This window comes from Epibacterium sp. ABZ3_068 (assembly GCF_056159265.1).
In genome coordinates this window covers 2,370,251-2,394,881 of sequence record NZ_JBSWUV010000001.1, presented here as the reverse complement: position 1 = coordinate 2,394,881, position 24,631 = coordinate 2,370,251, and the positions used below count along the sequence as shown (strand labels likewise).

The 24,631-nt window shown below is 58.7% G+C and carries 25 protein-coding genes, 1 tRNA gene and 2 pseudogenes; 19 read left to right on the top strand and 9 right to left on the bottom strand.

The window, feature by feature from the left end:
* Window positions 1–152: 152 nt before the first annotated feature.
* On the bottom strand, window positions 153–983 hold the full coding sequence (locus ACXAEW_RS11470; RefSeq protein ID WP_474941433.1) for a MurR/RpiR family transcriptional regulator: 831 nt from the start codon (window positions 981–983) through the stop codon (window positions 153–155).
* A gap of 102 nt (window positions 984–1,085) precedes the next feature.
* Between ACXAEW_RS11470 and ACXAEW_RS11465 the strand changes: the two genes are divergently transcribed.
* A complete protein-coding gene (locus ACXAEW_RS11465; protein ID WP_474941432.1) occupies window positions 1,086–2,210 on the top strand; it encodes a Gfo/Idh/MocA family protein in 1,125 nt (374 codons plus the stop codon).
* Window positions 2,211–2,422: 212 nt separating this feature from the next.
* Window positions 2,423–3,529 carry a 4-hydroxyphenylpyruvate dioxygenase gene (gene hppD, locus ACXAEW_RS11460; RefSeq protein WP_474941431.1) on the top strand — a complete coding sequence of 369 codons (1,107 nt, stop codon included), beginning with the start codon at window positions 2,423–2,425 and terminating at the stop codon, window positions 3,527–3,529.
* Between the two features lie 28 nt (window positions 3,530–3,557).
* On the opposite strand, the gene ACXAEW_RS11455 is transcribed toward hppD, so the two are convergent.
* Together ACXAEW_RS11455 and ACXAEW_RS11450 are read right to left on the bottom strand one after the other, a co-directional pair.
* Window positions 3,558–4,070: a MarR family winged helix-turn-helix transcriptional regulator gene (locus tag ACXAEW_RS11455; protein WP_474941430.1), complete on the bottom strand. Its 513-nt coding sequence runs from the start codon at window positions 4,068–4,070 to the stop codon at window positions 3,558–3,560.
* Between the two features lie 162 nt (window positions 4,071–4,232).
* Entirely contained in the window at window positions 4,233–5,228 is a 996-nt protein-coding gene (locus tag ACXAEW_RS11450; RefSeq protein ID WP_474941429.1) for an AraC family transcriptional regulator, read from the bottom strand.
* 147 nt (window positions 5,229–5,375) lie between these two features.
* On the opposite strand from ACXAEW_RS11450, the gene ACXAEW_RS11445 reads away from it, so the two are divergent.
* Window positions 5,376–5,927 carry a hypothetical protein gene (locus ACXAEW_RS11445; protein ID WP_474941428.1) on the top strand — a complete coding sequence of 184 codons (552 nt, stop codon included), beginning with the start codon at window positions 5,376–5,378 and terminating at the stop codon, window positions 5,925–5,927.
* A 143-nt stretch (window positions 5,928–6,070) separates the two neighbouring features.
* On the opposite strand, the gene ACXAEW_RS11440 is transcribed toward ACXAEW_RS11445, so the two are convergent.
* A tRNA-Ser gene (locus ACXAEW_RS11440) sits at window positions 6,071–6,160 on the bottom strand.
* A 265-nt stretch (window positions 6,161–6,425) separates the two neighbouring features.
* Between ACXAEW_RS11440 and ACXAEW_RS11435 the strand changes: the two genes are divergently transcribed.
* From ACXAEW_RS11435 to ACXAEW_RS11400, 8 genes are all read left to right on the top strand, one after another.
* Window positions 6,426–7,451 (top strand): SPOR domain-containing protein, encoded by a 1,026-nt coding sequence (locus ACXAEW_RS11435; RefSeq protein WP_474941427.1) that lies wholly within the window; start codon window positions 6,426–6,428, stop codon window positions 7,449–7,451.
* 31 nt (window positions 7,452–7,482) lie between these two features.
* Window positions 7,483–8,679: a D-alanyl-D-alanine carboxypeptidase family protein gene (locus ACXAEW_RS11430; protein ID WP_474943029.1), complete on the top strand. Its 1,197-nt coding sequence runs from the start codon at window positions 7,483–7,485 to the stop codon at window positions 8,677–8,679.
* Between the two features lie 18 nt (window positions 8,680–8,697).
* Window positions 8,698–9,333, top strand: coding sequence for a dTMP kinase (gene tmk, locus ACXAEW_RS11425; RefSeq protein WP_474941426.1), 636 nt, complete (start codon window positions 8,698–8,700; stop codon window positions 9,331–9,333).
* 7 nt (window positions 9,334–9,340) lie between these two features.
* Complete coding sequence (locus ACXAEW_RS11420) at window positions 9,341–10,465, top strand: DNA polymerase III subunit delta' (RefSeq protein WP_474941425.1); 1,125 nt, start codon at window positions 9,341–9,343, stop codon at window positions 10,463–10,465.
* Between the two features lie 67 nt (window positions 10,466–10,532).
* Window positions 10,533–11,336: a TatD family hydrolase gene (locus tag ACXAEW_RS11415; protein ID WP_474941424.1), complete on the top strand. Its 804-nt coding sequence runs from the start codon at window positions 10,533–10,535 to the stop codon at window positions 11,334–11,336.
* A complete protein-coding gene (locus ACXAEW_RS11410; protein ID WP_474941423.1) occupies window positions 11,336–12,133 on the top strand; it encodes an MBL fold metallo-hydrolase in 798 nt (265 codons plus the stop codon). The genes ACXAEW_RS11415 and ACXAEW_RS11410 overlap by 1 nt, the downstream gene beginning before the upstream one ends.
* Before the next feature lie 37 nt (window positions 12,134–12,170).
* The gene (locus ACXAEW_RS11405) at window positions 12,171–13,103 is read left to right on the top strand and encodes an AEC family transporter (RefSeq protein WP_474941422.1); all 933 of its coding nucleotides are present in this window, start codon (window positions 12,171–12,173) and stop codon (window positions 13,101–13,103) included.
* A gap of 247 nt (window positions 13,104–13,350) precedes the next feature.
* The gene (locus ACXAEW_RS11400) at window positions 13,351–14,271 is read left to right on the top strand and encodes a manganese-dependent inorganic pyrophosphatase (RefSeq protein WP_474941421.1); all 921 of its coding nucleotides are present in this window, start codon (window positions 13,351–13,353) and stop codon (window positions 14,269–14,271) included.
* A gap of 143 nt (window positions 14,272–14,414) precedes the next feature.
* On the opposite strand, the gene ACXAEW_RS11395 is transcribed toward ACXAEW_RS11400, so the two are convergent.
* Window positions 14,415–15,047 carry a hypothetical protein gene (locus tag ACXAEW_RS11395; RefSeq protein WP_474941420.1) on the bottom strand — a complete coding sequence of 211 codons (633 nt, stop codon included), beginning with the start codon at window positions 15,045–15,047 and terminating at the stop codon, window positions 14,415–14,417.
* A gap of 384 nt (window positions 15,048–15,431) precedes the next feature.
* Here ACXAEW_RS11395 and ACXAEW_RS11390 point away from each other — a divergent pair, with 384 nt between their 5' ends.
* The 6 genes from ACXAEW_RS11390 to ACXAEW_RS11365 all read left to right on the top strand — a co-directional run bounded on the left by ACXAEW_RS11390 (window position 15,432) and on the right by ACXAEW_RS11365 (window position 21,004).
* On the top strand, window positions 15,432–16,166 hold the full coding sequence (locus ACXAEW_RS11390) for a response regulator transcription factor (protein ID WP_474941419.1): 735 nt from the start codon (window positions 15,432–15,434) through the stop codon (window positions 16,164–16,166).
* 99 nt (window positions 16,167–16,265) lie between these two features.
* Complete coding sequence (locus ACXAEW_RS11385) at window positions 16,266–17,141, top strand: TIGR01459 family HAD-type hydrolase (RefSeq protein ID WP_474941418.1); 876 nt, start codon at window positions 16,266–16,268, stop codon at window positions 17,139–17,141.
* A 115-nt stretch (window positions 17,142–17,256) separates the two neighbouring features.
* Entirely contained in the window at window positions 17,257–17,700 is a 444-nt protein-coding gene (locus ACXAEW_RS11380) for a MaoC family dehydratase (protein ID WP_474941417.1), read from the top strand.
* Between the two features lie 658 nt (window positions 17,701–18,358).
* Window positions 18,359–19,291, top strand: a complete 933-nt coding sequence (locus tag ACXAEW_RS11375) for a bifunctional riboflavin kinase/FAD synthetase (RefSeq protein ID WP_474941416.1) — start codon at window positions 18,359–18,361, stop codon at window positions 19,289–19,291.
* A 4-nt stretch (window positions 19,292–19,295) separates the two neighbouring features.
* Complete coding sequence (locus ACXAEW_RS11370; protein ID WP_474943028.1) at window positions 19,296–19,772, top strand: YcgN family cysteine cluster protein; 477 nt, start codon at window positions 19,296–19,298, stop codon at window positions 19,770–19,772.
* A gap of 212 nt (window positions 19,773–19,984) precedes the next feature.
* A complete protein-coding gene (locus ACXAEW_RS11365; protein WP_474941415.1) occupies window positions 19,985–21,004 on the top strand; it encodes a ribose-phosphate pyrophosphokinase in 1,020 nt (339 codons plus the stop codon).
* A gap of 93 nt (window positions 21,005–21,097) precedes the next feature.
* Here the strand turns inward: ACXAEW_RS11365 and ACXAEW_RS11360 are convergent, their stop codons facing one another.
* Complete coding sequence (locus tag ACXAEW_RS11360; protein WP_474941414.1) at window positions 21,098–21,889, bottom strand: inositol monophosphatase family protein; 792 nt, start codon at window positions 21,887–21,889, stop codon at window positions 21,098–21,100.
* Window positions 21,890–22,097: 208 nt separating this feature from the next.
* Between ACXAEW_RS11360 and ACXAEW_RS11355 the strand changes: the two genes are divergently transcribed.
* Window positions 22,098–22,514, top strand: a complete 417-nt coding sequence (locus ACXAEW_RS11355; protein ID WP_474941413.1) for a nuclear transport factor 2 family protein — start codon at window positions 22,098–22,100, stop codon at window positions 22,512–22,514.
* On the top strand, window positions 22,511–22,927 hold the full coding sequence (locus ACXAEW_RS11350; RefSeq protein WP_474941412.1) for a MerR family transcriptional regulator: 417 nt from the start codon (window positions 22,511–22,513) through the stop codon (window positions 22,925–22,927). Before ACXAEW_RS11355 ends, ACXAEW_RS11350 begins: the two co-directional genes overlap by 4 nt.
* Here the strand turns inward: ACXAEW_RS11350 and ACXAEW_RS11345 are convergent.
* The 3 genes and pseudogenes from ACXAEW_RS11345 to ACXAEW_RS11335 all read right to left on the bottom strand — a co-directional run.
* Entirely contained in the window at window positions 22,884–23,234 is a 351-nt protein-coding gene (locus tag ACXAEW_RS11345) for an H-type lectin domain-containing protein (protein ID WP_474941411.1), read from the bottom strand. The two genes, ACXAEW_RS11350 and ACXAEW_RS11345, sit on opposite strands and share 44 nt — an antisense overlap.
* A 180-nt stretch (window positions 23,235–23,414) precedes the next feature.
* Window positions 23,415–24,401, bottom strand: a pseudogene (locus tag ACXAEW_RS11340) (methyl-accepting chemotaxis protein); the annotation flags it as partial.
* A 97-nt stretch (window positions 24,402–24,498) separates the two neighbouring features.
* Window positions 24,499–24,630 (bottom strand): annotated as a pseudogene (locus tag ACXAEW_RS11335) (IS5/IS1182 family transposase); the annotation flags it as partial.
* Between the last annotated feature and the right edge of the window lies 1 nt (window position 24,631).

Sequence of the window (24,631 nt, the reverse complement as noted above, 5' to 3'; positions counted from 1 at the left end):
CGTGCCAACGCTGCCTCCGGTTTATCCAGAGATCCCTGATCCCGCATCACCTGCGGGACCCTCCAACAGACAGCAGCGCCTTTTCTGCCGGAATGCAGAATCGCCCCCACCGCCTTAATGGAATATTCATTCTATTACGGCAGAAATCAAGTTTATAATTCCATATCGACCTGATCGTGACGCGCCCCTACGGCCACAGCTATCGTTATGGCAAGCGACAGGGTTGCCGAAAGCGCACGAAATGAGCCGAAATCAACTTCGGACACGGACAGAGGCAGCACCCCGGGCAGATGAAGCGGGCTCATGATGGTATCGGTAATCGCAACCACCGGCAGCCCGCGCCCTGCGGCCTCATTGGCCAGATCCACGGTTTCCTGACTATAGGGGGCAAAGGTAATGGCAATCACCGCATCGCCCTGACGCAGTGCACAACGGTGATCAAGCTTTCCGGTTCCGTCATGCAACATCGCCGGAATATTCATCTTCTCAAAGGCATAGGTTAGATAGGTTGCCACCGGAAACGCCCGCCGAAGGCCGATGACATGGATCATCTCGGCCTGACACAATGTCGCCACCGCCTCATCCAGAGCCCTGGCGTCCACTGTATTTGCCAAATTCTCTAATGACATACGCCCTGCGTCGACAAATTCCGCCAAAAGGGCTGATGGGCTACCCGCGCCGCGCTGGCGCAGGTTTACCAATCGGGTCGAATAATCAGGCAGACCCGGCGCATAGGCGGTTCGAAACAGCTTTTGCATGTCACTGTAGCCGGCAAATCCCAGGATCCCGCAGAACCGCATCATGGCCGAAGGCTGGACCCCGGCGCCTGCGGCAAGCTCAGCCACCGTAGAGACGGCAACACGGTCCGCATTTTCTGCGAGATATTCAGCGCATTGACGCATACGTTTGGGAAGATCGGCCGAGACGTCTTTCAAACGCGCGTGAAACCCCTCAATACTGGTCGGGGGGGGACGTATGCCCATGGGCTCCTCCTCAAATCCATTGACAGAACGCAATCAAATACAGATAGCAAATTTAGAACATAAATTCCACCAAAAATCTCGAATGCTTTATGGGAGGAGCAGATGGGAACACCGCTTAAAGTGGCATTGATCGGAACCGGCTTCATGGGGAAAACCCATGCGCTGGCCTGGCGCAACCTGCGTGCGGTCTTGGGAGAGGACCGGCGCGTCGACCTGGATCTGCTGTGCGACACGCCGCTGGAACGGGCCACAGCTTTTGCCGATCAGTTCGGCTTTCGACGCGCGACCGAGGACTGGCAGGCCGCCGTCACCGATCCCGGGATCGACGTTGTCTCGATCACCACGCCAAACCATCTGCACAAGGATATGGCAATGACAGCGATCGAAGCTGGCAAACATGTCTGGTGCGAAAAACCGATGGCGCTGACACAACAGGACGCAGAGGAAATGACCGCCGCCGCAGAGGCGCATGATGTGCGCACCATGGTCGGCTACAACTACATTCACAACCCGGCCTTTGCCCATGCGCAGGCCCTGATCGAGCAGGATGTGATCGGACGAATTGTGCATTTCCGCGGCTGGGTGGACGAGGATTACCAGGCCGACCCAAACCTGCCCTGGACCTGGCGCGCAAAGCTGGCAGATGCAGGGCTGGGGACGCTGGGGGATCTTGGCTGTCACCTGGTCTCTATGGCCTATGGGCTGTGCGGCCCGATCGACAGCCTGATTGCGGATATGCAGACCGTTTACGAAACCCGCCCCCTGCCCGATGGCAGCGGCGCCGCCAGGGTCGAGAACGAAGACACGGCCACTGCTCTGGTTCGATTTGCCAATGGTGTGCAGGGCTCCATGTCGACCTCGCGTTCGGCCTGGGGACGCAAGAACCGCCTGGCCTGGGAGGTGCACGGCACCAAGGGGATGATCTGCTTTGACCAGGAACGTATGAACGAGCTGCAGCTTTACACCAACGACGGCCCCAAGGCGACGCAAGGGTTTCGCACCATCCTGACAGGGCCGGAACATGCGCCCTATGGCCAGTTCTGCCCTGCACCCGGCCACCAGCTGGGGTTCAATGACCTGAAGATCATCGAAGCCGCGCGGTTTGTGGATGCAATCTATGAGGGCACCGACGCCTATCCGGATTTCAAAGCCGCGCTGGAGTTTGAAAAGGTTATTCACGCTATTGCCACCTCCGCCCGCGGGGACGGCACGCGGGTGACGCTGTAAACCTCAGCCAGCCGCCACCTGCCTGACCGGGTGGCGGCTTGACGTAACGGCAAATTTGGCCTCCCGGCCTCGCGTAGATCAAAAAATGTTGACAAGTCACCACATGTTGCCAAAATACTCTTGGCCTGCAGCATGTCCTGCGGGCCCCCGCGGGCCGGGAAAATGTTGTCGCGTGGAGGGCACGTCAGCGCGACTTGCAATGGAGGACGACCATGGGTCCCTTTCCGCATGACGCGCCACAGGCCATTATCGATGAAAACAATGTAGCCGGAACCGACGGGTTCGAATTCGTGGAATTCGCCCATACCGATCCCGGCGCATTGGAAGAGCTGTTTCAGAAAATGGGCTATGTGGAGGTTGCGCGTCACAAGACCAAGGATATTTCCCTGTATCGGCAGGGCGACATCAACTATCTCGTGAACCGCGAGCCGGGCAGTCACGCCGCCGAATTTGTCGAGGCGCACGGCCCCTGCGCGCCTGCAATGGCCTGGCGGGTGGTGGATGCACAGCACGCGTTGAAATGCGCACTGGATTACGGAGCCGAGGAATACACCGGCCCCGGCAAATCGCTGGACGTTCCGGCGGTGGTCGGCATCGGCGGCTCGCTGCTTTATTTTGTCGAAACCTACGGCGACAAGGGGTCTGCCTATACTGCCGAATTCAATTGGCTGGGCGAAGTGGATCCCAAACCCACAGGTGCCAGCTTTTACTACCTCGACCACCTCACGCATAATGTGCAGCGCGGCAATATGTCGACATGGTATGACTTCTATGCCAAGGCCTTCAATTTCAAGGAAATCCGCTTCTTTGACATCAAAGGGCAGCAGACCGGACTGTTCTCGCGCGCGTTGACCTCGCCAGATGGCAAGATCCGCATCCCGATCAATGAAAGCAAGGATGATAAAAGCCAGATCGAGGAATACCTGCGCCGTTACAAGGGCGAAGGCATCCAGCATATCGCCGTTGGCACCGAAGGGATCTATGACGCGGTTGATCTGATTTCGGACAATGGCATCAAGTTCATGCCCAAGCCTCCGAACACCTATTACGAGATGTCCCATGACAGGGTCACCGACCATGACGAGCCGGTTGACCGGATGATGGAACACGGCATTCTGATCGACGGCGAAGGTGTGGTGGACGGCGGCACAACCCGTATCCTGTTGCAGATCTTCTCAAAAACCGTGATCGGGCCGATCTTCTTTGAATTTATCCAGCGCAAAGGCGATGACGGTTTTGGCGAAGGCAACTTCCAGGCCCTGTTTGAATCCATCGAAGCAGATCAAATCCAGCGCGGCGTCCTGAAAGCCGGGAAATAAGACAAAAGCGATGCCCTTGGCCCGACGCCTAGGGCATCATCGCCTGCGAGGTTGGAACCGCCTGCGGGTAGTCCAGCTCTTGTGCAAGATGGCGCGACAGCTTGTCGATCGCACCGGTCAGCCCCGCCAGCTCTTCGGGGCTCAGGATGTCATGAAACATGGCCTGACGCTGGGCAAAGAAAGCCCGCTCCCCCTCCAGCGCAAGGCTGCCTTTTTCGGTCAGGCTCAGCAGCTTGCGCCGCTTGTGGCGGGGATCATCCCGCTCCACCAGAAAGTCACCCTTGCGCAGGGCAGCAACAGACCGGCTGATCTGCGCCCGGTCGATCACCATCAGCCGCGACAGGTCAGCGGCGCTGGCCTCGCCAAAGATATCCAGAACCAACAGGATCCGGTAATCAGTCAGATTCAGGTCCGGATGGCACAGGTTCTTGGCCGAATGATTGTCCAGCAGCTTGTTCAGTCGCGAAATTCGAAAGGACAGATGCTCTTCCAGCCGCACCATCGCCGCAAGCCGCGCCCGCGTTGTCTCAAGATCCGTCATTGTTCGCGTACCACTCCCCAAAACCAACTCAAAAATATTTTTGCGCATCATCTATGATTTCAGGCCATTTCCAAAGGAGAACAACGGGTAATTTCCATACCAACTGTACCGATTACGATACGTTCCCGAATTTAGATCGCCATAAAGTAAAGACTGGCACTATCAGACCGCTGCGATTCTGCATTGCCGCTGATACTGCGACGGCGACACCCCAGTCCAGCGGCGAAAGGCACGGCTGAACTGCGCCCCTTCGCTATAGCCAAGTTGCAGGGCAATCTCGGTCAAGCTGAGCCCCGATTGACCGACCAGGGACAGGGCCCGATCTTTGAGCATTTCATCCACCACATCTCTGAACCGCACCCCTTCGGTCTCCAATACCCGTTGCAGGGTTCGGCGGCTCATGCCCATTTTACCCGCCACCCAATCGATCTTGGGCTGCCCTTCCAACAGGGCAATAGCAGACAGGGCCGCGACACTTTCCTTATGGCTAAGAACATTGGGAATCTTCGGCTCACGGGTGCATTGCGCGCGACAAATGCGCTGGCTCTGGGCACACAGCAATGACGCGTCAAATTCCACAGCCGACACAGCTGAATCGCCCAGAACCGGCGCATCAAAGATCACCTCCAGCTGACGGGCCTGTGCCGCGCCGGTACAGGTGGAATAGATCAGCTCTGGCCGCCATCCCTGCCCCGCATAGGCCCGCACCCCATCCATAAGGTAGCTGACCCCAAGGAGTTCATTCTGAAACCGCCCATCCCGGCCCGGATCCAGGAACTCGATGGACCAACGCGCCCGGTTCCCAATGAGCTGAAACCGCAGCCGGGTGTTGGTCTGCAGATACCGATTCAGCCCGCGATGAGACCGGTCAATGGCGTTGGCCAGTGTGGCACCCCTTGCAACCCATCTGCCAAAGGCACTCAGCCGGTCCATCCGCACCAGCTGCCCCAGCTCTGCCCCCAGAAACGAGGTGCCAACCTCCCGCCCGGCCTCGGATAAAATCCGGAACTGTTCCTGCAACGGCAGCGGCTGATCCGGGTGGTCCAGCAACGCCAGAGGCAGATCGGCACGCTGAAACACACGCGTGATGGATCCGCCGCGATGATCGACAAAATCGGCTATGGGGCCCAATGCGCTTGCGCGGGTATACCCCTTCATCTCCTGCCACCTCCCGCAGGCAGCCTAGCAGCCCACGCCCAGCTTGGGATGCCACGCTTTAGTATGACACCAAATGGTAAGACAGCGCCCTGCCCCCATGCAATTTTGAACGGAGCAAAAAAGGTTTTGCCACAACAGGAGGATAAGATGACAAACCTGACACGCCGCGAAGGGCTTGCCACCATAGGCACCGCAGTTGCTGCCGTCGCCACGGGCGCGAACGCCAGCCAGGCCGCATCCCAGGCGGCGGCTGCCTTTGACCAGTCCAATATCAAATGGAACACCCTCGAAGGGTTTGACCACATCTGGTATCACGTGCTGAACGTGGATCGGGACCTGAAGGTGGTGGATCTCTTGTTGAAATTCGCAGCAAACAAACAGGTTGTGCTGCACAGACACCACGCGGATTACAGCACCTTTATTATCCAGGGGGAGCTGCGGCTTTATAACGCGGACGGAACGCTGACGGAAATCCGTCCCACCGCCAGCTTTGTCGAGAAATCCGCAGGCGGTGCCCCCCACACCGAAGGCGGTGGCGATGTGGACTGTATTGCCTGGTTCAGCAACAAAGGCACCGATGGCGTGATTTATGAAATCCTCGGCCCCAACGAAGAGACGCTGGCCACCCTTGGCCTGCCCGAGTTTGAAGCGCTCTGGCAGGCACAGGAGGAACCTGTGCAACCCATCATTCCCGGCTAATCTCCACACAAACAAGACCATCAGACGGGGCGCAGCCTTGCGCCCCATTTCACAGGTCGCCTGCACTTCGCTCCGCAAAAGCGGCGCACACCCAATGGGCTGCATCTTCAAACTGTTGGAAAAATTTACCGGGTATGTTCGAGTGGCGGGGAGACAGGGATTCGAACCCTGGGAACGCTCTCACGTTCAACGGTTTTCAAGACCGCCGCATTCGACCACTCTGCCACCTCCCCGGTCTGGCGTGGGGTTTATGCGCTGCGCGGAATTGATGCAAGTGGGAAATCAAACTCTGCGCAAATTCATATCCTTGTCACCCAGGTTTGTCAGTTTATTGCCGAGACCTTGGGCATAGGGTTTTCTTGTGCACATCATCTGGCTATGGTGATCGCAAACAATAGAGGCCCAGCTACCGGTTGCATACAGGCATATTGCAGCAGGTCGGCATGACGATCAGGCACGATCGTCAAGCAAGGCACAAAACAGGCAAGGACACTGAGGATGCAGAAGGTCCCTTTTATTACCACTCGTGGCACACATATCGTGGTGTCGCTGGCTCTGATGACGGCACTTTCGGCCTGTCAGACCAGCAGCACGGATCAGCCCTTTGCGGAAGAGCGCCCCGTTGACGCGACCGACGCAGTAGTGACACAGGATGCGGTGGATACCGCCAGCACAGGGGCAGAGCGGGAAAGCTTTGGCAAACGTCTCGGCGCGTTCTTCAAACCCAAGGAAAAAGCCGCCGAGGGCAGTGCAGTCAATACCGCAACCAGCACGGAACTGGTGGAACGCGATGTTGAGGCCCCGGATGTCTTTCAGGTTACCGAAACCGGCCTGTGGGACGGGCGCCCCTCGTTGGGTGGTGTCTGGGTGGCACACCCCGATGCCCGCGACCCGGAACGGGTGATTATCCGCAACAATGCAAACGGTAAATTTGTGATCGGCGCCCTGTTCCGCCGCGAACGGGAAATTCCTGGCCCCCGTGTTCAGATCTCATCTGATGCAGCCGGTGCCCTTGGCATGCTGGCCGGCGCCCCGGTTGAAGTGAACGTGACGGCCCTGCGCAAGGAAGCCGTGGCACAGCCCGCCCCGGCCGATCTCGGCGATGCAAGCGAAGAGGTCGCCCTTGGCGCGCTGGCCCCTGCGCCGGTGGAAACCGCAACGCTGGACCCGATTGCTGGTGCCGCCGCCGCGATCGAAGCCAGCGCGCCCCCGACAGCCGCTGCGCCAAAACCAACAGCCCCACCCGCAGCCCAACCCACTGCCACGCCAAAACCGACTGCGAAATCCTCGCTGGCCAAGCCCTTCCTGCAGATCGGGATTTTCAGCGTCGAGGCAAATGCAAAACGCACCGCAGACGTTATGCGCAACGCTGGTATGATCCCCACCGTTCTGTCCCAATCCTCCAACGGCAAGCCCTTCTGGCGCGTGGTGGTTGGCCCGGCCAAGACCAGATCGGAACGCTCGCAGCTGCTCAAACAAGTGCGCGACACAGGCTATACGGACGCCTATGCCGTCACCAACTGATATCAAAGGGAGACCGCATGTGATCCAGACCATGAAACACCTCGCGTTCAGCACTTTGAAATCCACCTTGACCGTCAGCGCCGCCGCTGGCCTGATGGTCAGCCTCTCAACCCTGTCGGCGGCGGCCTTTGATACCAAGGCGCGCGCTGCCTATGTGCTGGATCAGGCGACCGACACGGTCTTGATGGCCAAGAACGCCGAAACTCCGCTGCCCCCGGCCTCCATGTCCAAGCTGATGACGCTTTACATCGCGTTTGAGGCCCTGCGCGATGGCCGCCTGACCCTGGACGAACAGCTGCCGGTCAGTCTTCACGCCATGAGCTACAAGGGCTCGACCATGTTCCTCAATACGCAGGATCGGGTCCGGGTCGAAGATCTCTTGCGGGGGATCATCGTGCTGTCGGGCAATGACGCCTGTGTGGTGATTGCCGAAGCCCTGTCGCCGGATGGAACCGAGGCCGGATTTGCCCGCTACATGACCGAACGGGCCCGGGACATGGGGATGGATAATTCGACCTTTGCCAATTCCAACGGCTGGCCTGCAGCCGGGCACCGGATGTCTGTGAAGGATCTGGCCATTCTCGCGGAACGCCTGATCGAGGATTTCCCGCAGTATTATCCGATGTTTGCCGAACGCGAATTTCAGTTTGACGGTCGTGCCCCCTCGAACGTGCGCAACCGTAACCCGCTGCTGCGGCTGAACATTGGCGCAGATGGCCTGAAGACCGGACATACCGAGGAAGCAGGTTACGGATTGGTTGGTTCTGCCAAACAAGGGGACCGCCGGGTGGTCTTTGTCCTGTCCGGGCTGAACAGCACGACACAACGCGCCGAAGAGGCAGAGGCGATCGTAAACTGGTCCTTTCGCCAGTTTTCGCAAAAGACCATAGCCAAGGCCGGTGAAGCCATTGCCAAGGCTGAAATCTGGATGGGCGGCGAAGACACTGTTGATCTGGTGCCGCAGGAAGACCTGAACGTGCTTTTACCTGCGCTCCAACGCAACGAACTCCAGGCCGAGGTTGTCTATGACGGGCCACTTCAGGCTCCGATTGCCCAGGGTGATCTGCTGGCAGAGCTGGTGTTCCAGCCCGATGGCCTTCCCGAAATGCGCCTGCCTTTGGTGGCTGCGGCCGATGTACCTGCCGGTGGTTTTCCGGTAAGGGTCAAAACAGCCGCGCAGGTGCTGATCAAACGCCTGCTGGATGGCCCCGAAACAACGTCCCAGTGACCCTAGTGAATTGAACCCGTGACCGCAGAGAATAAAAAAGGCCTGTTCCTGACGTTTGAAGGAATCGATGGCTCCGGCAAATCCACCCAATGCAAACGCCTGGCCGAGGCGCTCTTGGCACGTGGCTATGAGACGGTTCTAACGCGCGAGCCGGGCGGCTCCAAAGGGGCCGAGGAAATCCGCAGCCTTGTGCTGGAGGGAGACCCGTCCCGCTGGTCGGCTGAAACCGAATTGCTGCTGTTTACCGCTGCGCGGCGTGACCATATGGAACGCCTGATTGTCCCCTCGGTGGCCGACGGCAAGGTTGTGATCTGCGACCGGTTTGCCGACAGCACCCGCATGTATCAGGGCGTGTCACGCGGGGATCTGCGCAGCAAGGTCGACGCGCTTCATGATCTGATGATCGGGCGCGAGCCGGATCTGACCATCCTGTTGGACATGGACCCGGAAACCGGTCTTGCCCGCGCCAAAGGCCGCCAGGGTCATGAGGAACGGTTCGAAGATATGGGGCTGGAGCTGCAACAGAAAATGCGCGCGGGCTTTCTGGCTCTGTCGCAGGAGTTTGCAGACCGTTTTGTGGTGATCAACGGCGACCAGCCCGCTGATGATGTGGCTGCCGAGGTTCTGGCCGCCACGCTCAACGCGCTCCGGTGATCGCGGCATGAGCGATGATGACACCCTGCCGCGCGCCGATCAGGCCCCCGGTGCTCCCCATCCGCGCGAAACCTCCCGTCTGATCGGACAAGAGACGGCAGAGCGGGATTTCCTGCAGGCGTTTACCTCGGAGCGGATGCACCATGGCTGGCTGATTACCGGACCCCAAGGGGTTGGCAAGGCCACGCTGGCCTGGCGCATTGCCCGGTTTCTGCTGGCCACGCCAGAGGATGATGGAGGTGGGTTGTTTGGCGCACCACCTCCGCCGACAACCCTCGATATTGACCCGAACCATCCGGTCTGCCACCGCATTCAGGCGCTGGCCGAACCGGGGCTTGCGCCGATCACCCGCAGCTATAATGACCGCGAAAAGCTGCGCGACCAGATCGTGGTGGATGATATCCGCGCATTGAACCGGTTCTTTGGCCTGTCGGCCACCGACGGCGGTCGGCGGGTGGTGATTGTCGATGCGGCGGATGATATGAACACCAGCGCCGCCAATGCGCTGTTGAAAATGCTGGAAGAGCCGCCCGCGCGCACCACACTCTTGCTGATCTCGCACCAGCCTTCGCGCCTGCTGCCCACCATCCGTTCACGCTGCCGCACCCTGCGCCTGTCGCCTTTGGGAGCCGCAGACATGCAGGCTGCACTGGTGCAAGCCGGTGTCGACGTCCCCGAAGGAGCAGACCATCTGAATGCCCTGGCACAAGGTTCTGTTGGTCAGGCAATCCGGCTTTTGTCCCTGGGCGGGCTTGAGATCTATTCCGAATGGGTCCACATCCTGGGGTCCATGCCGCGTCTGGATCGCGGCCGCGCCCTGAAGCTCGCTGAAGCCGCCGGCCTGCCCGGTGCCGCCGCCCGGTTCGAACTGCTGCTGACCCTGATTGAAACCAGCCTTGCCCGTCTGGCCCGCACCGGTGCCACCGGCCAACCTCCCCTGCCCGAAGCCGCCCCGCAGGAGGCCGAGATATTGCAGCGCCTGTCCCCCACCCCGCACAAAGGGCGCGCATGGGCAGATCTTGCGGCCACAGCTTCGGCCCGGTCACGCCACGGTCAGGCGGTGAACCTTGACCCCGCCGCGCTAGTTCTAGATACGGTTTTCAAGATGCAAGACACCGCGTCCCGCCCCTGAACCTTTGGGACGCGAACAGGCGATAACGCCAGGCTATAGAGACAGGCGACAGAGGCAGACGACCCGAATGAGCACCCCCAAGATCACCGACAGCCATTGCCACCTGGATTTCCCCGATTTTGAAGGTCAGCTGGATGAGGTCATCACCCGCGCGGCCGAGGCCGGGGTGGCCCGTATGGTCACCATTTGCACCAAGCTGAAAAATGAACCCAGCGTGCGCGCCATTGCCGATGCGCATGCCCCGGTGTTTTACGCCGCCGGCACCCACCCGATGAGCGTGGCCGAAGAGCCCATGGTATCGGTCGAGGACCTGGTGGCCCTGGCCAAACACCCAAAGTTTGTCGGCATTGGCGAGACCGGGCTGGATTACCACTATACCGCCGAAAGCGCCGAGGTTCAGAAGCAATCACTGTTGATCCACATCGAGGCGGCTCGTCAGACCAGCCTGCCCCTGATCATCCATTCGCGCGCAGCTGACGACGACATGGCCCGCATTCTGAGCGACGAGATGGCCAAGGGCGCGTTTTCATGTGTCATGCATTGCTTTTCCTCTTCACCCGAACTGGCCAAGGCAACGCTTGAGATCGGCTGCTACCTGTCGATGTCCGGCATTGCCGCCTTCCCCAAAAGCCAGGAGCTGCGCGACATCTTTGCCGCCGCTCCCGTCGACCGTATTCTGGTTGAGACCGACAGCCCCTATCTGGCGCCGCCCCCCTATCGCGGCAAACGCAATGAACCGTCCTACACTGCGCTGACCGCCCGTATCGGGGCCGAGGTCTTTGGCATGGATTACGCCGCGTTTGCCGCGCAGACAGAGGCGAATTTTGACCGGCTGTTCTGGAAAGTGGCTGACCACCGGGCGGTGGCCTGATGGCAGAGTTACGTTTTACCATTCTGGGCTGCGGCTCTTCGGGCGGAGTGCCGAGACTGGGCGGACAATGGGGCGCATGCGACCCGGCCAATCCCAAGAACACACGCCGCCGCTGTTCAATGCTGGTCGAGCGTGAGACGGCGGAGGGCACCACCAGCGTTCTGATCGACACCTCCCCTGATATGCGCAGTCAGCTGCTGGACACGAACACCGGACGCCTAGATGCGGTGGTGTACACCCATGCCCATGCGGACCACGTACATGGGATCGACGATCTGCGGATGATCGTTTTCAACATGCGCAATCGCGTACCGGTCTATGCCGATGGGGATACGCAGAACGCGCTCCTGTCGCGGTTTGCCTATGCTTTTGTGCAGCCTGAGGGGTCTTCATACCCGCCGATTCTGGACCTGCACAGCATTGACGGCGCCTTTGAGATCACTGGCCCTGGCGGCACCATCCCCTTCCGCCCGTTCCGTGTCAAACATGGCGCGATTGATTCGCTGGGCTTTCGGATTGAGGACCTCGCCTATTTGCCGGATGTCTCCGAAATCTATGACGAGGCGCTGCCCGCGCTTGAAGGGCTGGACTGTTGGGTGATCGACAGCCTGCGCCGTGCGCCGCATCCGACGCATTTCTGTCTGGAGGATGCGCTGAACTGGATCGAGCGGATGGCCCCTGCCCGCGCTGTTCTGACCAATCTGCACAATGATCTGGATTATGCCACATTGGCCGCAGAAACCCCTGACCACATCACCCCCGCCTATGACGGGATGGTGATCCGCTACGCGCTGTGACCTTTGGGATGCACGCCTTAACCTGTGCGGAGCGCCCATGCTAAACACGCTGATCGACGTCATCCTGCCGGTTTTCCTTGTGGTTGGGGCCGGTTATGCGGCGACCAAGGCCGGGCTGTTCCAACAGGTTCATGTGGATGGGGTGATGAAATTCACCCAGGGCTTTGCAATTCCCTGCCTGTTGTTCAGCGCCATCACCCGGCTGGATCTGTCCGCGAGCTTTTCACTGCCGCTGCTGATAAGCTTCTACAGCGGCGCCATCCTGTGCTTTCTGGCGGGGCTTCTTGGGGCCAGGTTCTTCTTTGGCAGACCCTGGACCGACAGCACCGCTATTGGCTTTTGCTGTCTCTTTTCCAATTCGCTTCTTTTGGGGCTGCCCATCACGGAACGCGCCTTTGGCCCGGATAACCTGACCGGCAATTATGCGATCATCGCCTTCCACTCTCCCATTTGTTACGGGCTGGGGATTACGGTGATGGAGATCCTGCGCAACCGGGGCACCGGTGCGTTGAAGACCGCCCAGCACGTGCTGAAGGCCATGTTCAAAAACGCGCTGATCCTGGGGATCACGTTGGGTCTGGCTGTAAACCTGACGGGTCTGCCGATCCCCCATGTCGCGCAGGATGCGCTGGACCTTCTGACCCGCGCAGCCCTGCCCGGCGCGCTGTTTGCCCTTGGCGGGGTGCTGGTGCAATACCGCCCCCAAGGGGACATGCGGATCATCCTTTATGTCTGTGCACTGTCGCTGATTGTGCACCCGGCGATTGTCTATGGCATGGGCACCGCCTTTGCGCTGGATCAGGATCTGTTCCGATCCGGGGTTCTGACCGCCTCCATGGCCACCGGAATAAACGGATATATCTTTGCCAACCTGTACGGCTGCGCCAAACGGGTTGCAGCTTCGGCCGTTCTGCTGGCTACGGCGCTGTCGGTGCTGACCATCTGGGGCTGGCTGGCTTTGATTGGTTAGCGCCGCCGCACCGTCGCCCGTAACCTATGGGCACAGCTATCAGCCTGCTGCCCCGCAGACCTCGCAACAGGTATCGGTTGACACTGGCACCTATTCGAACCCGTGCCGCATGATGAGACCTTTAGCGCTCGCAGAGATGCTCCTTTTGTCGCGCTTTTGCTGCACTGCGACATGCGGGCGTGACAAGGGGCGTTCGGGGACATATAAGGCGCGCAAATTCTGTCTTACTTGTCATTAGGAGCGCCCCATGACCCTGCAGGTTTTTGGTCACAAATCCCCCGATACCGATTCCACCGGCTCGCCGCTGATCTGGGCCTGGTATCTGAACGAGATCAAAGGCGTGGACGCCGAAGCGGTTCTGTTGGGTGAGCCCAACACCGAAGCGGCCTTTGTTGTCGAAAAATGGGGCTTTGAGAAGCCGACCATCAAGACGGAGTTCGCAGCAGGTACCGCGGCTGTGATCGTTGACACCAACAACCCGGCCGAGCTGCCCGACAATATCAACGAACTGGACGTGCAGGCGATCATCGACCACCACAAGCTGGTCGGCGGCCTGGAAACCAAAGGTCCAATCGACATCACCGTGCGCCCGCTGGCCTGCACCGCCACCATCATGTACGATCTGATGGGTGATGACGCGGCCAAGATGCCCGACAATATCAAAGGCCTGATGCTGTCGTGCATCCTTTCCGACACGCTGGAGTTCCGCTCTCCGACCACCACCGACCACGACAAGGCGCTGGCGGAGAAACTGGCGGCTGAGCTGAACATCGATCTGGGTACCTACGCGTCCGAAATGTTTGCAGCGAAATCCGACGTATCGGCATTCTCTGATGCAGAACTGATCCGTATGGACTCCAAGGAATACGCAGTTGACGGCGTGAAGTTCCGCGTCTCTGTTCTGGAAACCACCGCGCCGGAAATCCCGCTGAACCGCAAGGCGAGCCTGATGGAAACCTATGCCACCGTCCAAGCCGAAGACGGCGTGGATCAGGTTCTGCTGTTTGTGGTCGACATCCTGAAAGAAGAGGCGACCCTCTTGGTTCCAAACGACGTTGTCAAAGGCGTTGCAGAAAAGAGCTTTGGCGCAACTGTCACCGGCGACAGCGTCGTCCTGCCGGGCATCATGTCCCGCAAGAAGCAGATCATCCCGAACCTCAAGGTCTGATCTGTCGCCACATCGCTGAAAAAAAGAAACGCGCTCCAAATGGGGCGCGTTTTTCGATGTATTCACGTCTTTCGCCCTTGTGGCAGTTCGCCCACGCGCCGCCCATATGTTGTTTGGTCATTCCGAGAATGTTGCGGGCTACATCAGTTGTCGGCAAGCGCCTCAAATCCACGGGCACGGTCCTCTCGGAACTTTTCATCTGCGTAACCGACGATATCCTTGCGTCGGATCACGGCGGCAAATCGGCGAGGGGCAAAAATGCGTTCTGACACGTCGAACTGTTCTTCCAGCAGCTGGGAATAGGCGTCCAAATACTCTTGACTGCCACGATAGGTGTGTTCCGACTGTTGCCAAGCCCCGCTTGTCATCCAGGCATAGAACCGATTTAAACCCGCTTGGTTATTCGCACGGTCCAGCCAGATCTGCCCTTTCTCGCTGCGATAGAAGGCCGCGAGGCTTTGTAAATCCTCGGCAGGAAGGCTTGCACAAAGAGCATCGGAAAACAGCTCCATCCCACGAGTATTGACAAAGTCCACGATCTTTCCGGTGAAAAACGCATCAAAGGCCTCTTGGTCTAGGATGGTTCCTCCCAAGTTCTCAATCGTACTCTGAATATCTTTGGTCAGAAAATCTGATTGCTCGCGAAAATAATCCACATGTTCCGCAACCACATTTTGCCGTGTCAGAATGAATTCCACATCACCGCGGGGACAGGCAATCGCGACAGACGCGCTCGTGAGAATAAGGCCAATTGAAAATGTAAATGATTTCATCATATGGCCTGATCTAGAGACCGAGTTGCACAGCCTCAAGGTGAGTATGGCTGCTTTACAATCAATTCTCTGTGCGTAGGGTCCGCCTCTTTTCAGGGCATGTCAGAATGCGGCTGTCCTCATGAAACCGGGCTGCAGACCGCCCTGGAAGAAAAGGACCGGCACAGGCCTCACTGGCAAACCTGCGCCGCTTTAACAATAAATTCCATATGAATACGCACGGCCAGCGCGTCACCCCCCGCGGAAAACAACTTGAGGATAACAAAAACTTGCAATGATTATACCCTCTCGCCAACCTATGAACATCTATGGGTTGTGACGGCTTGGATCATGGATTGCATGGCGCCCTGTGGCGGTGGCGTCGCGCGGATGAGGGGCAAAAAGGCCATGAAAAACCAGCTGATTGACGCGTTGAACGCATTGGTTGCCTCTGGTGCAGGGGGCTCTCATTGGATGGCTGCCCAACGGATTGCAGATCAGATGGGCATAGACAGTTTCCATGTGGCTGAGGCAGATGTTTCGACGATGACCGTGCACTGGATTTCATCAACGATGCGCGGCAGTTGGATCGAAGAATATGTCGCCAAGGATTACATTCGCAATGATCCGGTGATCGAAGACATAGCCTATCGTCCCGGCCGCATCCTGATGACCTGCGGAGACGCGACAAAACACCATTACAAAAACGAAACGGCCTGGGCTATCAGCCATGGCCTGCGCAAAGAGGGTTACAGGACACTGCATTGTTGCCGCTTTGGTGACACCGGTGGTTTTGGAAAATATGTGACACAAGCATTTTCCGACCAGACCGGCCATGATGTGCAGCGAAATCTGGATAAGCAGGATCTATTTGCCGCGCTTCTGGCCAGCACAATCGACGCGAAGTCAGCCCCTGTGGAGTTAACCACCGTACCTCCGCCCCGGTTTCAACTGACACCCCGCCAGCGCGATGTTCTGTCGCTGCTGGCGGAAGGCTATAAAACGGCGCGTATTGCCGAGAAGCTTGGGGTGAGCGATGTGACTGTCACCATGCATTTCGCCGAAGCGCGCAAGGTTCTGGGGGCCAACACCCGCGAACAGGCTTTGGTGATTGCTCTGCAGCATGGGTTGATCGCGCTCTGACGCTCCCCCCTAACGGTCGGGCACGGGCGTGCTGGCAATTCTGCCCCCTCTCTGCCATAGGTTTTGCAAAGCAATCCGATTGGCCAAAGGGGGCCTGCCATGACCCAGATCATCAAAAACCTTGCCGAGATTTCACAGAACTACCGCGCGCTGTTTGTGGATCTGTGGGGCTGTGTTCACAACGGGATTACCGCATACCCCGAGGCCGTTGCGGCGCTCCAGACCTATCGCAAGGGGGGCGGCATTGTGGTTCTGGTGACCAACTCTCCCAAACCGCGCGCCGGTGTTGCAGCGCAGCTGGAACAGTTCGGCGTGCCGGATGATGCCTATGATACCATTGCCACCTCGGGCGACAGTGCGCGCGCGGCGATGTTTGTCGGCGCGGTTGGACAAAAAGTCTATTTCATGGGCGATTGGGAACGCGACTGGGAGTTCTTTGAACCGCTGAATGTGATTGAAAACCCGCTCGAAATCTCCCGCGTGCCGCTGGCTGAGGCCGAGGGGATTGTCTGCTGTGGCCCTCATGACCCCCATGCGGACCCTGATGTGAACCGGGCTGATTTCCTGTTGGCCAAGACCAACGGGCTGAAGCTGTTGTGTGCCAACCCTGATATCGTGGTAGACCGTGGCCACACCCGCGAATGGTGTGCCGGCGCGCTGGCCAAGCTTTATACCGAGATGGGCGGCGAGAGCCTGTACTTCGGCAAGCCCTATCCGCCGATCTACGATCTGGCGCGCCGCCGTCTGGCGGAGGTGGATAAATCCATCCGGGACGAGGATATCTTGGCCATAGGCGACGGGCCCCATACGGATATTTCAGGTGCCATGGGGGAAGGTCTGGATGCGCTGTTCATCACGGGCGGGTTGGCTGCGGCAGAGACAAAAACCTCGCAACAACCAGAGCCTGATGCGCTAAAAGCCTATTTGGACAGGGAAAAATCCGCCCCCAACTTTAGTATTGGTTTTCTGCGCTAACGCAGATTCCCCTTGATTTTCTGCGGTTGCAAAGTAATAAAGTTGCCCAAGATAAACTTTTGCAGCGCGAAAATTACCCAGTCGCCATTGCGGCTGGCCTTCCAGGGGGATCAGAATGTTGGACAATCTGCCACGCGGAACCATCTGTATCGAAGACATCGAGATGGGCATGGTACGTTACCTGCGTAAAACCATCACCGATGAGGACATCGAGAAATTCGCCCAGGTGTCGACCGACCGCAACCCGGTGCACCTGGACGAGGACTATGCCCAGGAGACCATGTTCCAGGGCCGTATCGCCCACGGTATGCTGACCGCCGGTCTCGTCTCGGCCGTGATTGGGGAGCAGCTTCCCGGCCATGGCACGATTTACATGAGCCAGTCGCTCAAGTTCCTGGCTCCCGTGCGCCCCGGTGACATGGTGCTGGCCGAGGTTGAAGTTACAGGCATTGAAATCGACAAACGTCGCGTGAAACTGGACTGCCGCTGTATTGTGGACGGGAAGAAAGTTCTGGTGGGCGAGGCCATGGTGATGGCACCGTCGCGCAAATTCGACTGATCCAGCCTTGGGACGCAGCACCTGCGCCGCCGACACAGCTTTTGCACCGGCGGCCCGAGTGGCGGCCGGTTTTTTCTTGGGTCTGTCTGTGAAGGCCGTCAGTGGGGGCTGTCTCGGGTACGCTGCCCTCGTTCAGCGTGGAGATCAGGGGGAATAATAAATGGCGGCGCGCCACCGGCGGATACGGGATCAGGGGTGTCAGCCCTGCTTGCCCAATGGATCAGACAAGACCCCTTGCCATCGGGCCCTGCTCCTAAGTGCTGCGACACCGGGATTTTAGACCCGACGAAGGATCCATCAGTCCCCGTACTGCCACAGGGCGTTTAACAGCATACAACCGGGGCGCACGCCCCCAGAGCAACACCTGCGAGGGACCGCAACCGCAGCGCGCCAAAGGCGCGCTGCCGGGCCCAAGTCTTTAGCGGGTCCCGACAGGGGCCCGCAAAAAGGCGCGGGAGCCCTCCCGCCCAGCTTTGCCTCATCAACAGACGAGGCCAAACCCCGTTGGGCCAGGCGCCGCGCCTGACGGCGCGGCGCAGGGGCGCTTGTTGAGACGTTCGCCCATGGCCTGACCTCCAGAGGATGCAACCACCCTGCAACTGCAATTTCATGTGCGCGACGCTTGCACCACCGCGCCCATAGGGCTACGGATGCGCTCATGCGGATCATACGAGACTTCCAATTCATCGAGCCTCAGGACAAAGGGGCAAGTGTCGCCATCGGCAATTTTGACGGCGTTCATCTGGGCCACCAATCGGTGATTGACCTGGCGCGCGATGCGGCACCGGACGCTCCTTTGGGGGTTATGACCTTTGAACCCCACCCACGGGAGTTCTTTGCCCCCGGCGCCGCGCCCTTTCGGCTGATGTCGGCGGAAGCGCGCGCCTCCCGGCTGGAGAAGCTGGGCGTCGACAAACTTTACCAGCTGAACTTCAACGCTGCGTTGTCGTCGCTCACCCCGGAAGAGTTTGCCCGTAAAGTGATCGCCGACGGGTTGGGCCTCACCCATGTGGTGGTGGGGTCGGATTTCTGTTTCGGCAAGGGGCGCAAGGGCACGGTTGAAGACCTGAAACACTTTGGCACTCAGATGGGCTTTGGCGTCACTGTGGCTGATCTGATGGAATATTCTGATAATACCGTTTCTTCGACCGCGATCCGCAATGCCTTGAGCGACGGCCGACCGCGCGATGCAGCCAATATGCTGGGGCACTGGCACCGAATCGAAGGCGAAGTGATCGGAGGTGAACAGCGCGGACGCGAGATGGGGTTTCCCACCGCCAATATGTCGATCGACGGGCTGCACCCTCCCAAATTCGGCGTCTATGCGGTTCTGGTCGACGTGCTGGATGGGCCGCACATCGGCTGTTACCACGGCGCGGCCTCTATTGGAGTGCGGCCGATGTTTGACGGCGACCACCCCAATATAGAAACCTTCCTGTTTGATTTTACTGGAAACCTGTATGGGGCTACGCTTTCGGTTGGCCTTGTGGATTACCTGCGTCCCGAAATGACGTTTGACGGTTTGGAAGCGCTGATGGATCAAATGAAGGCGGATTGTGATCTGGCCCGCAGCCTTCTGGCTGCCTTGTAATCTTATGGCGCAGGACGACACCATCGACCGCAGAGGGCTAAGCAACCGCTTTTGGGAAAAGAAGCCTCTGAAATCGCTTTCCGAAAAGGAATGGGAAGCGCTTTGTGATGGCTGCGGTAAATGCTGCCTGAACAAGCTGGAGGACGAAGACACAGGCGAGGTGGCACTGACCTGCGTTGCCTGTCGGCTGCTGGATGACGACACAGGGCTGTGCACACAATACCCCATCCGCCATCAGTTTGTGCCGGAATGTATTGTGCTGAAACCATCGAACTTGGATTCGCACGCCTATTGGATGCCCCAAACCTGCGCCTATCGCCTGCTCTGGGAGGGCAAAACCCTGCCCAAGTGGCACCCGCTGATTTCCGGCGATCCGGACAGCGTGCACAAGGCCGGCGTTTCGGTGCAGGGGCGCACTGTATCGGAATTTGAAACCCCGCTGGAGGAGTGGGAAGACTATATCATAGAAGAGCCGATCTGACAGCTGCCGCACCGCCCCTCCCTCTGAGCGCCGGTCAGGGCTCCGGCAACAGCAGGCGCAACTGACGAAACCGGCGCATGGATGCATCGCAGCGCGCACACGCTCTTGTTGGCTAAATAGGCTTTCAACTTTGCCTGTGGCGCAACCCGTGTTAAGCGGTGCGCATTACACGAATCTGTCACAATCTGCCACTGCTGCCAGGACATACGCTCATGCCAACCTTGACCGAACCCAAGCTGATTGCTGGGAACGCAAACCTTCCGCTTGCCCAAGCCATTGCCCGCCGGATGAGCCTGCATCGCGGCATGGACCAGGGGCTGGTGGATGCCCGGGTCGAACGTTTCAACGATGGTGAGATCTTCGTCGAGGTTTTCGAAAACGTCCGCGGCGAAGACATGTTTATCATTCAGCCAACGTCCAACCCGGCGAATGACAATCTGATGGAGCTGTTGATCATCTCCGACGCGCTGCGCCGCTCTTCCGCCCAGCGCATCACCGCTGTGATCCCCTATTTCGGCTATGCCCGTCAGGACCGCCGTACCAAGGCGCGCACCCCGATTTCCGCCAAGCTGGTCGCCAATATGCTGGTCGAGGCCGGTGTGGAACGAATCCTGACCATGGATCTTCATGCGGCCCAGATCCAGGGGTTCTTTGATATTCCGGTGGACAACCTTTACGCCTCACCGATCTTTGCGCTGGATGTAAAAAACCAGTTCAAGGAGCAGATGGACGACCTGATGGTGGTCTCCCCGGACGTCGGAGGTGTGGCCCGCGCGCGTGAACTGGCAAAACGGATCAACGCGCCGCTTTCGATTGTGGACAAGCGCCGCGAGAAGCCCGGTGAAGTGGCGGAAATGACTGTGATTGGTGACGTCACCGACAAGATCTGCCTGATCGTGGACGATATGTGCGACACGGCCGGCACATTGTGCAAGGCTGCGCAGGTGCTGCTGGATAACGGGGCCAAGGAAGTCCATGCCTATATCTCGCACGGTGTCATGTCCGGTCCCGCGGTGGAGCGCGTGTCGAACTCGGTTATGAAATCGCTGGTGATCACCGATTCCATCCAGCCGACCGAGGCGATCCTGAAGGCCCCGAACATTCGAATCCTGCCAACCGCGCCGCTGTTTACGCAGGCGATTCTGAACATCTGGCACGGCACCTCGGTCTCTTCCCTGTTTGAGGACAAGACCCTGATCCCGATCTATGAACATCTGGCAGGCGGCCAGTAAGCCAGCCAGAAACGGAAACCCTTTTGGGGTTACTCTGCAGAAAGCCGTCTCTTCTCGAAGGGGCGGCTTTTTCCGTTACGGCTCTGGTGCGGCTCAGGTGGTTTGCGACAGCAACTCCAGCGCCGCTGCGTGCAGGTCGGCACTTGCGCTGGCAAGGATTGCGCCGCCGGACCACAGTCCCAACGCCTGCCCCTGCCAATCAGTAATCGTGCCCCCTGCTTCTTCCACAACAGGCACCAAGGCGCAGATGTCATGCGCATTGAGATCGCCGCCATTCAGACACAGATCCAACTTACCAGCCGCCAGCGCACCATAGGCCGGAGAGCCCGCATCAAAGGCTGCCTCCCCTACATGCGACCGCAGCTGTTCATAGGCGCGCAGCTCGCCGCCTTGGAAACTGTTCTGATTTGCCAGCATAGCCAGCGCGTCACCCAATTGCGTGACCCCAGAAACAGACAAACGGCGATCGTTCAGAAAGGCGCCCTGCCCCCGCTGGGCAAAATAGCGTGCCTCCATCAACGGCAGATCAATCACCCCCAGAACCGGCCGCCCTGCCCCATCACACAGCGCAATCAGGGTGGAGAAATTGCCAAGCCCCATGCCGAACTGTCGGGTTCCATCTATGGGATCCAGAACCCAAGTGTAGTCAGCCTCCACTGCATTGCTGCCATATTCCTCCCCCTGGATCGCATGAGTCGGAAAAACGCTGTGGAGGTGATCACGCCATGCCCGTTCAATGGCCAGATCCGCCCGCGTGAGAAAACTGCCATCGTCTTTGAAGGAAACGTCCTTGGGCTGCATCCAGGTAGAGCGGGCAAAGGGACGGGCCATGTCCGCCATATGGTGGGCGCAGGCAAGGGCCCGCCTCATCAGCATCTGATCCATGTCTCGCGCCTGTCCTTGTACCTGCAGCAACGGCCCATGCTTGGCAGTCGGGCAGCCCCTACGTCAACCACACCTTCCCCAGGGCAGGTCTTTTTTGTGATGTTATGCAAATGGGCGGGTCCAAGATTTTTGCCAATTGGCGCTTGACCTGGAGTTACTCCAGCCTGCTAGCGCTGAAAGAGTTCCACACAACAGGCAGGAGGCCAACATGGCAAATATACTTGATATGTTTTTTTCAGCGCTCGCAACAGAGGCCGGTGCAGGCCATATGATCGCTGACAAAGCCAGGATCATTGCCGTGCGCGAAGAAACCTATGACGCGTTGCCGCTTTATGGCACCTATTATGGGCCCGAAGGGTTCAATCGTTTTGTGGCTGAGCTGCGCCGGATCTTTGACACGCAGCTTTTTGCAGTAGACCATACGATGGTGGATGAGGACCGCGGCTTTGCCACGGGGCGCTTCATTCACCGCGTGCGGGCCACGGATCGGCTGTTTCACAGCCATTGGACGCTTTATGCTGAGTTTGAAGGCGAAAAGCTGAGCCTTTATCGTTTTTTTGAAGATACAGCCGCGCTGGAAGACGCCAATGCGGTTCACACCCGGTCACAGGAGAATGCTGCGTGAAGATTTCAGAAGCTGCCGCCGAAAGCGGGTTGAGCGTGGATACGATCCGCTTTTACGAACGGGCCGGGCTGTTGCCGCGTGTCGAGCGCGGAGGCGACGGGCACCGGGTGTTTTCCCCCACGGACTTGCGGTGGCTCAGGATGTTTGAACGGCTGCGGGCCACCCATATGCCGCTCAAGACCATTCAGACCTATGTGGAATTGAGCCGAACACCTGACAGCGAAGAGGCACGCCGTGCTATTTTAGAGGCACATCGGGAGACACTGGACAAACAACAATCGCAGATTGATGCCTGCCGTGCCCTGCTGGATAAAAAGATCCGCCATTACAACAGTCTAACCACATTGGACAAAAACGGCTGCTGCGCGGCTACTCCACGTCCCAATCATCCGCAAAAGGCAGTTCACCAATAGCCATCCAATTGGCTCTGAGTCGGGCAATGCGGCTGTCGGCCCAGGTGCGAAACACGATTTCGAACCCGGTTTCGGTCACATTTTCAGCCCGGATTTCAGCCCGGATCGCAGCCGTGGTGTCCATATCCCACAGGGAGACCGAAACCTGCACGGCAGGCGGGCGGGCATAGGCCTCTTCAAAGGAGACATATCTGCGCCGTTCCCGGTCTCCAGTGCCCGTCCACATGGTGCCGCCGCTTTCAAACTCCGAAAAGATTTGCGCCTCACCTTGGGCAATGCCGGTGCGCGGGTTGCGAAGACGCTTCATGTTCGCCTCAATCTGTCTTTCTTTCCAGGACCATAGATCCTGAAAGGTAAACAACTTATCAACCATGTTTTTCCGGAGCAGCTCCGCCATGGGAAAATTGGCAAGTTAGGCGACAATATAAAGAAAGCCGGGCCCAAGGCACCGGCTCTTTTTAGATTTTCAAAAACTGAACGTAAAAACTTAGCGCGCAGCCATCGTATGGCGCGGTTGCGCCGGGCTGTCATCGACCCGGAAATGGGCGACCAGTTGCGCCAACTGCAGGGCATCCGTGTTCAATGTGATGCTGGTTGCAGTGGCTTCCTCCACAAGAGCCGCGTTCTGCTGGGTTACCCGATCAAGCTGGATGACGCCGGTATTGATCTCATTCAGACCGATTGACTGCTCGGTTGCCCCTTCTGCAATGCCACTGACAAGACGCGAGACATCCGTAACCTGGGTCACAATGCTTTGCAGAGCCTCCCCTGCCTTGTCGACCAGCTTGACGCCATTTTCCACCTGCAGGCTGCCGTTGGAGATCAGCGCCTTGATCTCCAACGCCGCATCCGAGGACCGCTGCGCCAGAGCGCGCACCTCGGCGGCGACAACCGCAAAGCCACGGCCGGCTTCTCCGGCACGCGCAGCCTCAACCCCGGCATTCAGCGCCAGAAGATTGGTTTGGAAGGCGATGTCGTCAATCACTGTGATGATCTGGGAAATATGGGCCGAGCTCTTTTTGATCTGCGTCATCGCAGCCACCGCGTTGTCCACTTTCTCGCGGTTGGCTTCGGCGTCGCTACGGGCCGTATTCATCGTGGCCTCCACACTTCGGGCATTGTCCGCCGCGGACCGGACGCTGGCCGTCATCTGCTCCAGGGCCGCTGCGGTTTCCTCCAATGTCGCAGCCTGGCTTTCGGTGCGGGCAGAAAGATCCTGCGAACCCTGGCTGATCTCTTCAGCGCTGCCTTTTATCGACAGTGATGCAGAGGAAATCAGGGTTATAGTCTCACTCAGGCGCTCCAGTTTCTGATTGAAGTTGCTGCGCAATTCGCCATAACCTGCGGGCAATCCCTCGTGAATTCTTACCGTGAGATCCCCCGCAGCCAAACGTTTCAACCCGTCGCTGAGCGCATCAACCGCGTTTGACTGTTTGGCCAGACGGGCTTCTGTCTCACGTTGTTGTCCCTCCTGCACAGCTTCGATTTCAGCCCCAAAGCTGCGCACGGCTGTCAGGGGCTTTGTTGCACAAAATATCTGAAGGCCGGAGTTCCCCTTCCCCCGGACGGATTTATCCTACGGCCTCCGTGACGGCTATGCCAAGAGCGGTGTAGCGGTTCAGGACGGCGACGCTGACTTGGATCTCTGCGACCTGGCGGTCAAAGTCTCTTGACATCAGGGATTGGCCGAGAAGCTTGATGCCG

What these genes read in the sequence shown, in the direction of transcription:
- ACXAEW_RS11470 (WP_474941433.1), bottom strand. Translation starts at nt 983, where the DNA reads ATGGGCATACGTCCCCCCCCGACCAGTATTGAGGGGTTTCACGCGCGT.
- ACXAEW_RS11465 (WP_474941432.1), top strand. Translation starts at nt 1,086, where the DNA reads ATGGGAACACCGCTTAAAGTGGCATTGATCGGAACCGGCTTCATGGGG.
- hppD (WP_474941431.1), top strand. Translation starts at nt 2,423, where the DNA reads ATGGGTCCCTTTCCGCATGACGCGCCACAGGCCATTATCGATGAAAAC.
- ACXAEW_RS11455 (WP_474941430.1), bottom strand. Translation starts at nt 4,070, where the DNA reads ATGACGGATCTTGAGACAACGCGGGCGCGGCTTGCGGCGATGGTGCGG.
- ACXAEW_RS11450 (WP_474941429.1), bottom strand. Translation starts at nt 5,228, where the DNA reads ATGAAGGGGTATACCCGCGCAAGCGCATTGGGCCCCATAGCCGATTTT.
- ACXAEW_RS11445 (WP_474941428.1), top strand. Translation starts at nt 5,376, where the DNA reads ATGACAAACCTGACACGCCGCGAAGGGCTTGCCACCATAGGCACCGCA.
- ACXAEW_RS11435 (WP_474941427.1), top strand. Translation starts at nt 6,426, where the DNA reads ATGCAGAAGGTCCCTTTTATTACCACTCGTGGCACACATATCGTGGTG.
- ACXAEW_RS11430 (WP_474943029.1), top strand. Translation starts at nt 7,483, where the DNA reads ATGAAACACCTCGCGTTCAGCACTTTGAAATCCACCTTGACCGTCAGC.
- ACXAEW_RS11420 (WP_474941425.1), top strand. Translation starts at nt 9,341, where the DNA reads ATGAGCGATGATGACACCCTGCCGCGCGCCGATCAGGCCCCCGGTGCT.
- ACXAEW_RS11415 (WP_474941424.1), top strand. Translation starts at nt 10,533, where the DNA reads ATGAGCACCCCCAAGATCACCGACAGCCATTGCCACCTGGATTTCCCC.
- ACXAEW_RS11410 (WP_474941423.1), top strand. Translation starts at nt 11,336, where the DNA reads ATGGCAGAGTTACGTTTTACCATTCTGGGCTGCGGCTCTTCGGGCGGA.
- ACXAEW_RS11405 (WP_474941422.1), top strand. Translation starts at nt 12,171, where the DNA reads ATGCTAAACACGCTGATCGACGTCATCCTGCCGGTTTTCCTTGTGGTT.
- ACXAEW_RS11400 (WP_474941421.1), top strand. Translation starts at nt 13,351, where the DNA reads ATGACCCTGCAGGTTTTTGGTCACAAATCCCCCGATACCGATTCCACC.
- ACXAEW_RS11395 (WP_474941420.1), bottom strand. Translation starts at nt 15,047, where the DNA reads ATGATGAAATCATTTACATTTTCAATTGGCCTTATTCTCACGAGCGCG.
- ACXAEW_RS11390 (WP_474941419.1), top strand. Translation starts at nt 15,432, where the DNA reads ATGAAAAACCAGCTGATTGACGCGTTGAACGCATTGGTTGCCTCTGGT.
- ACXAEW_RS11385 (WP_474941418.1), top strand. Translation starts at nt 16,266, where the DNA reads ATGACCCAGATCATCAAAAACCTTGCCGAGATTTCACAGAACTACCGC.
- ACXAEW_RS11380 (WP_474941417.1), top strand. Translation starts at nt 17,257, where the DNA reads ATGTTGGACAATCTGCCACGCGGAACCATCTGTATCGAAGACATCGAG.
- ACXAEW_RS11375 (WP_474941416.1), top strand. Translation starts at nt 18,359, where the DNA reads ATGCGGATCATACGAGACTTCCAATTCATCGAGCCTCAGGACAAAGGG.
- ACXAEW_RS11370 (WP_474943028.1), top strand. Translation starts at nt 19,296, where the DNA reads ATGGCGCAGGACGACACCATCGACCGCAGAGGGCTAAGCAACCGCTTT.
- ACXAEW_RS11365 (WP_474941415.1), top strand. Translation starts at nt 19,985, where the DNA reads ATGCCAACCTTGACCGAACCCAAGCTGATTGCTGGGAACGCAAACCTT.
- ACXAEW_RS11360 (WP_474941414.1), bottom strand. Translation starts at nt 21,889, where the DNA reads ATGGATCAGATGCTGATGAGGCGGGCCCTTGCCTGCGCCCACCATATG.
- ACXAEW_RS11355 (WP_474941413.1), top strand. Translation starts at nt 22,098, where the DNA reads ATGGCAAATATACTTGATATGTTTTTTTCAGCGCTCGCAACAGAGGCC.
- ACXAEW_RS11345 (WP_474941411.1), bottom strand. Translation starts at nt 23,234, where the DNA reads ATGAAGCGTCTTCGCAACCCGCGCACCGGCATTGCCCAAGGTGAGGCG.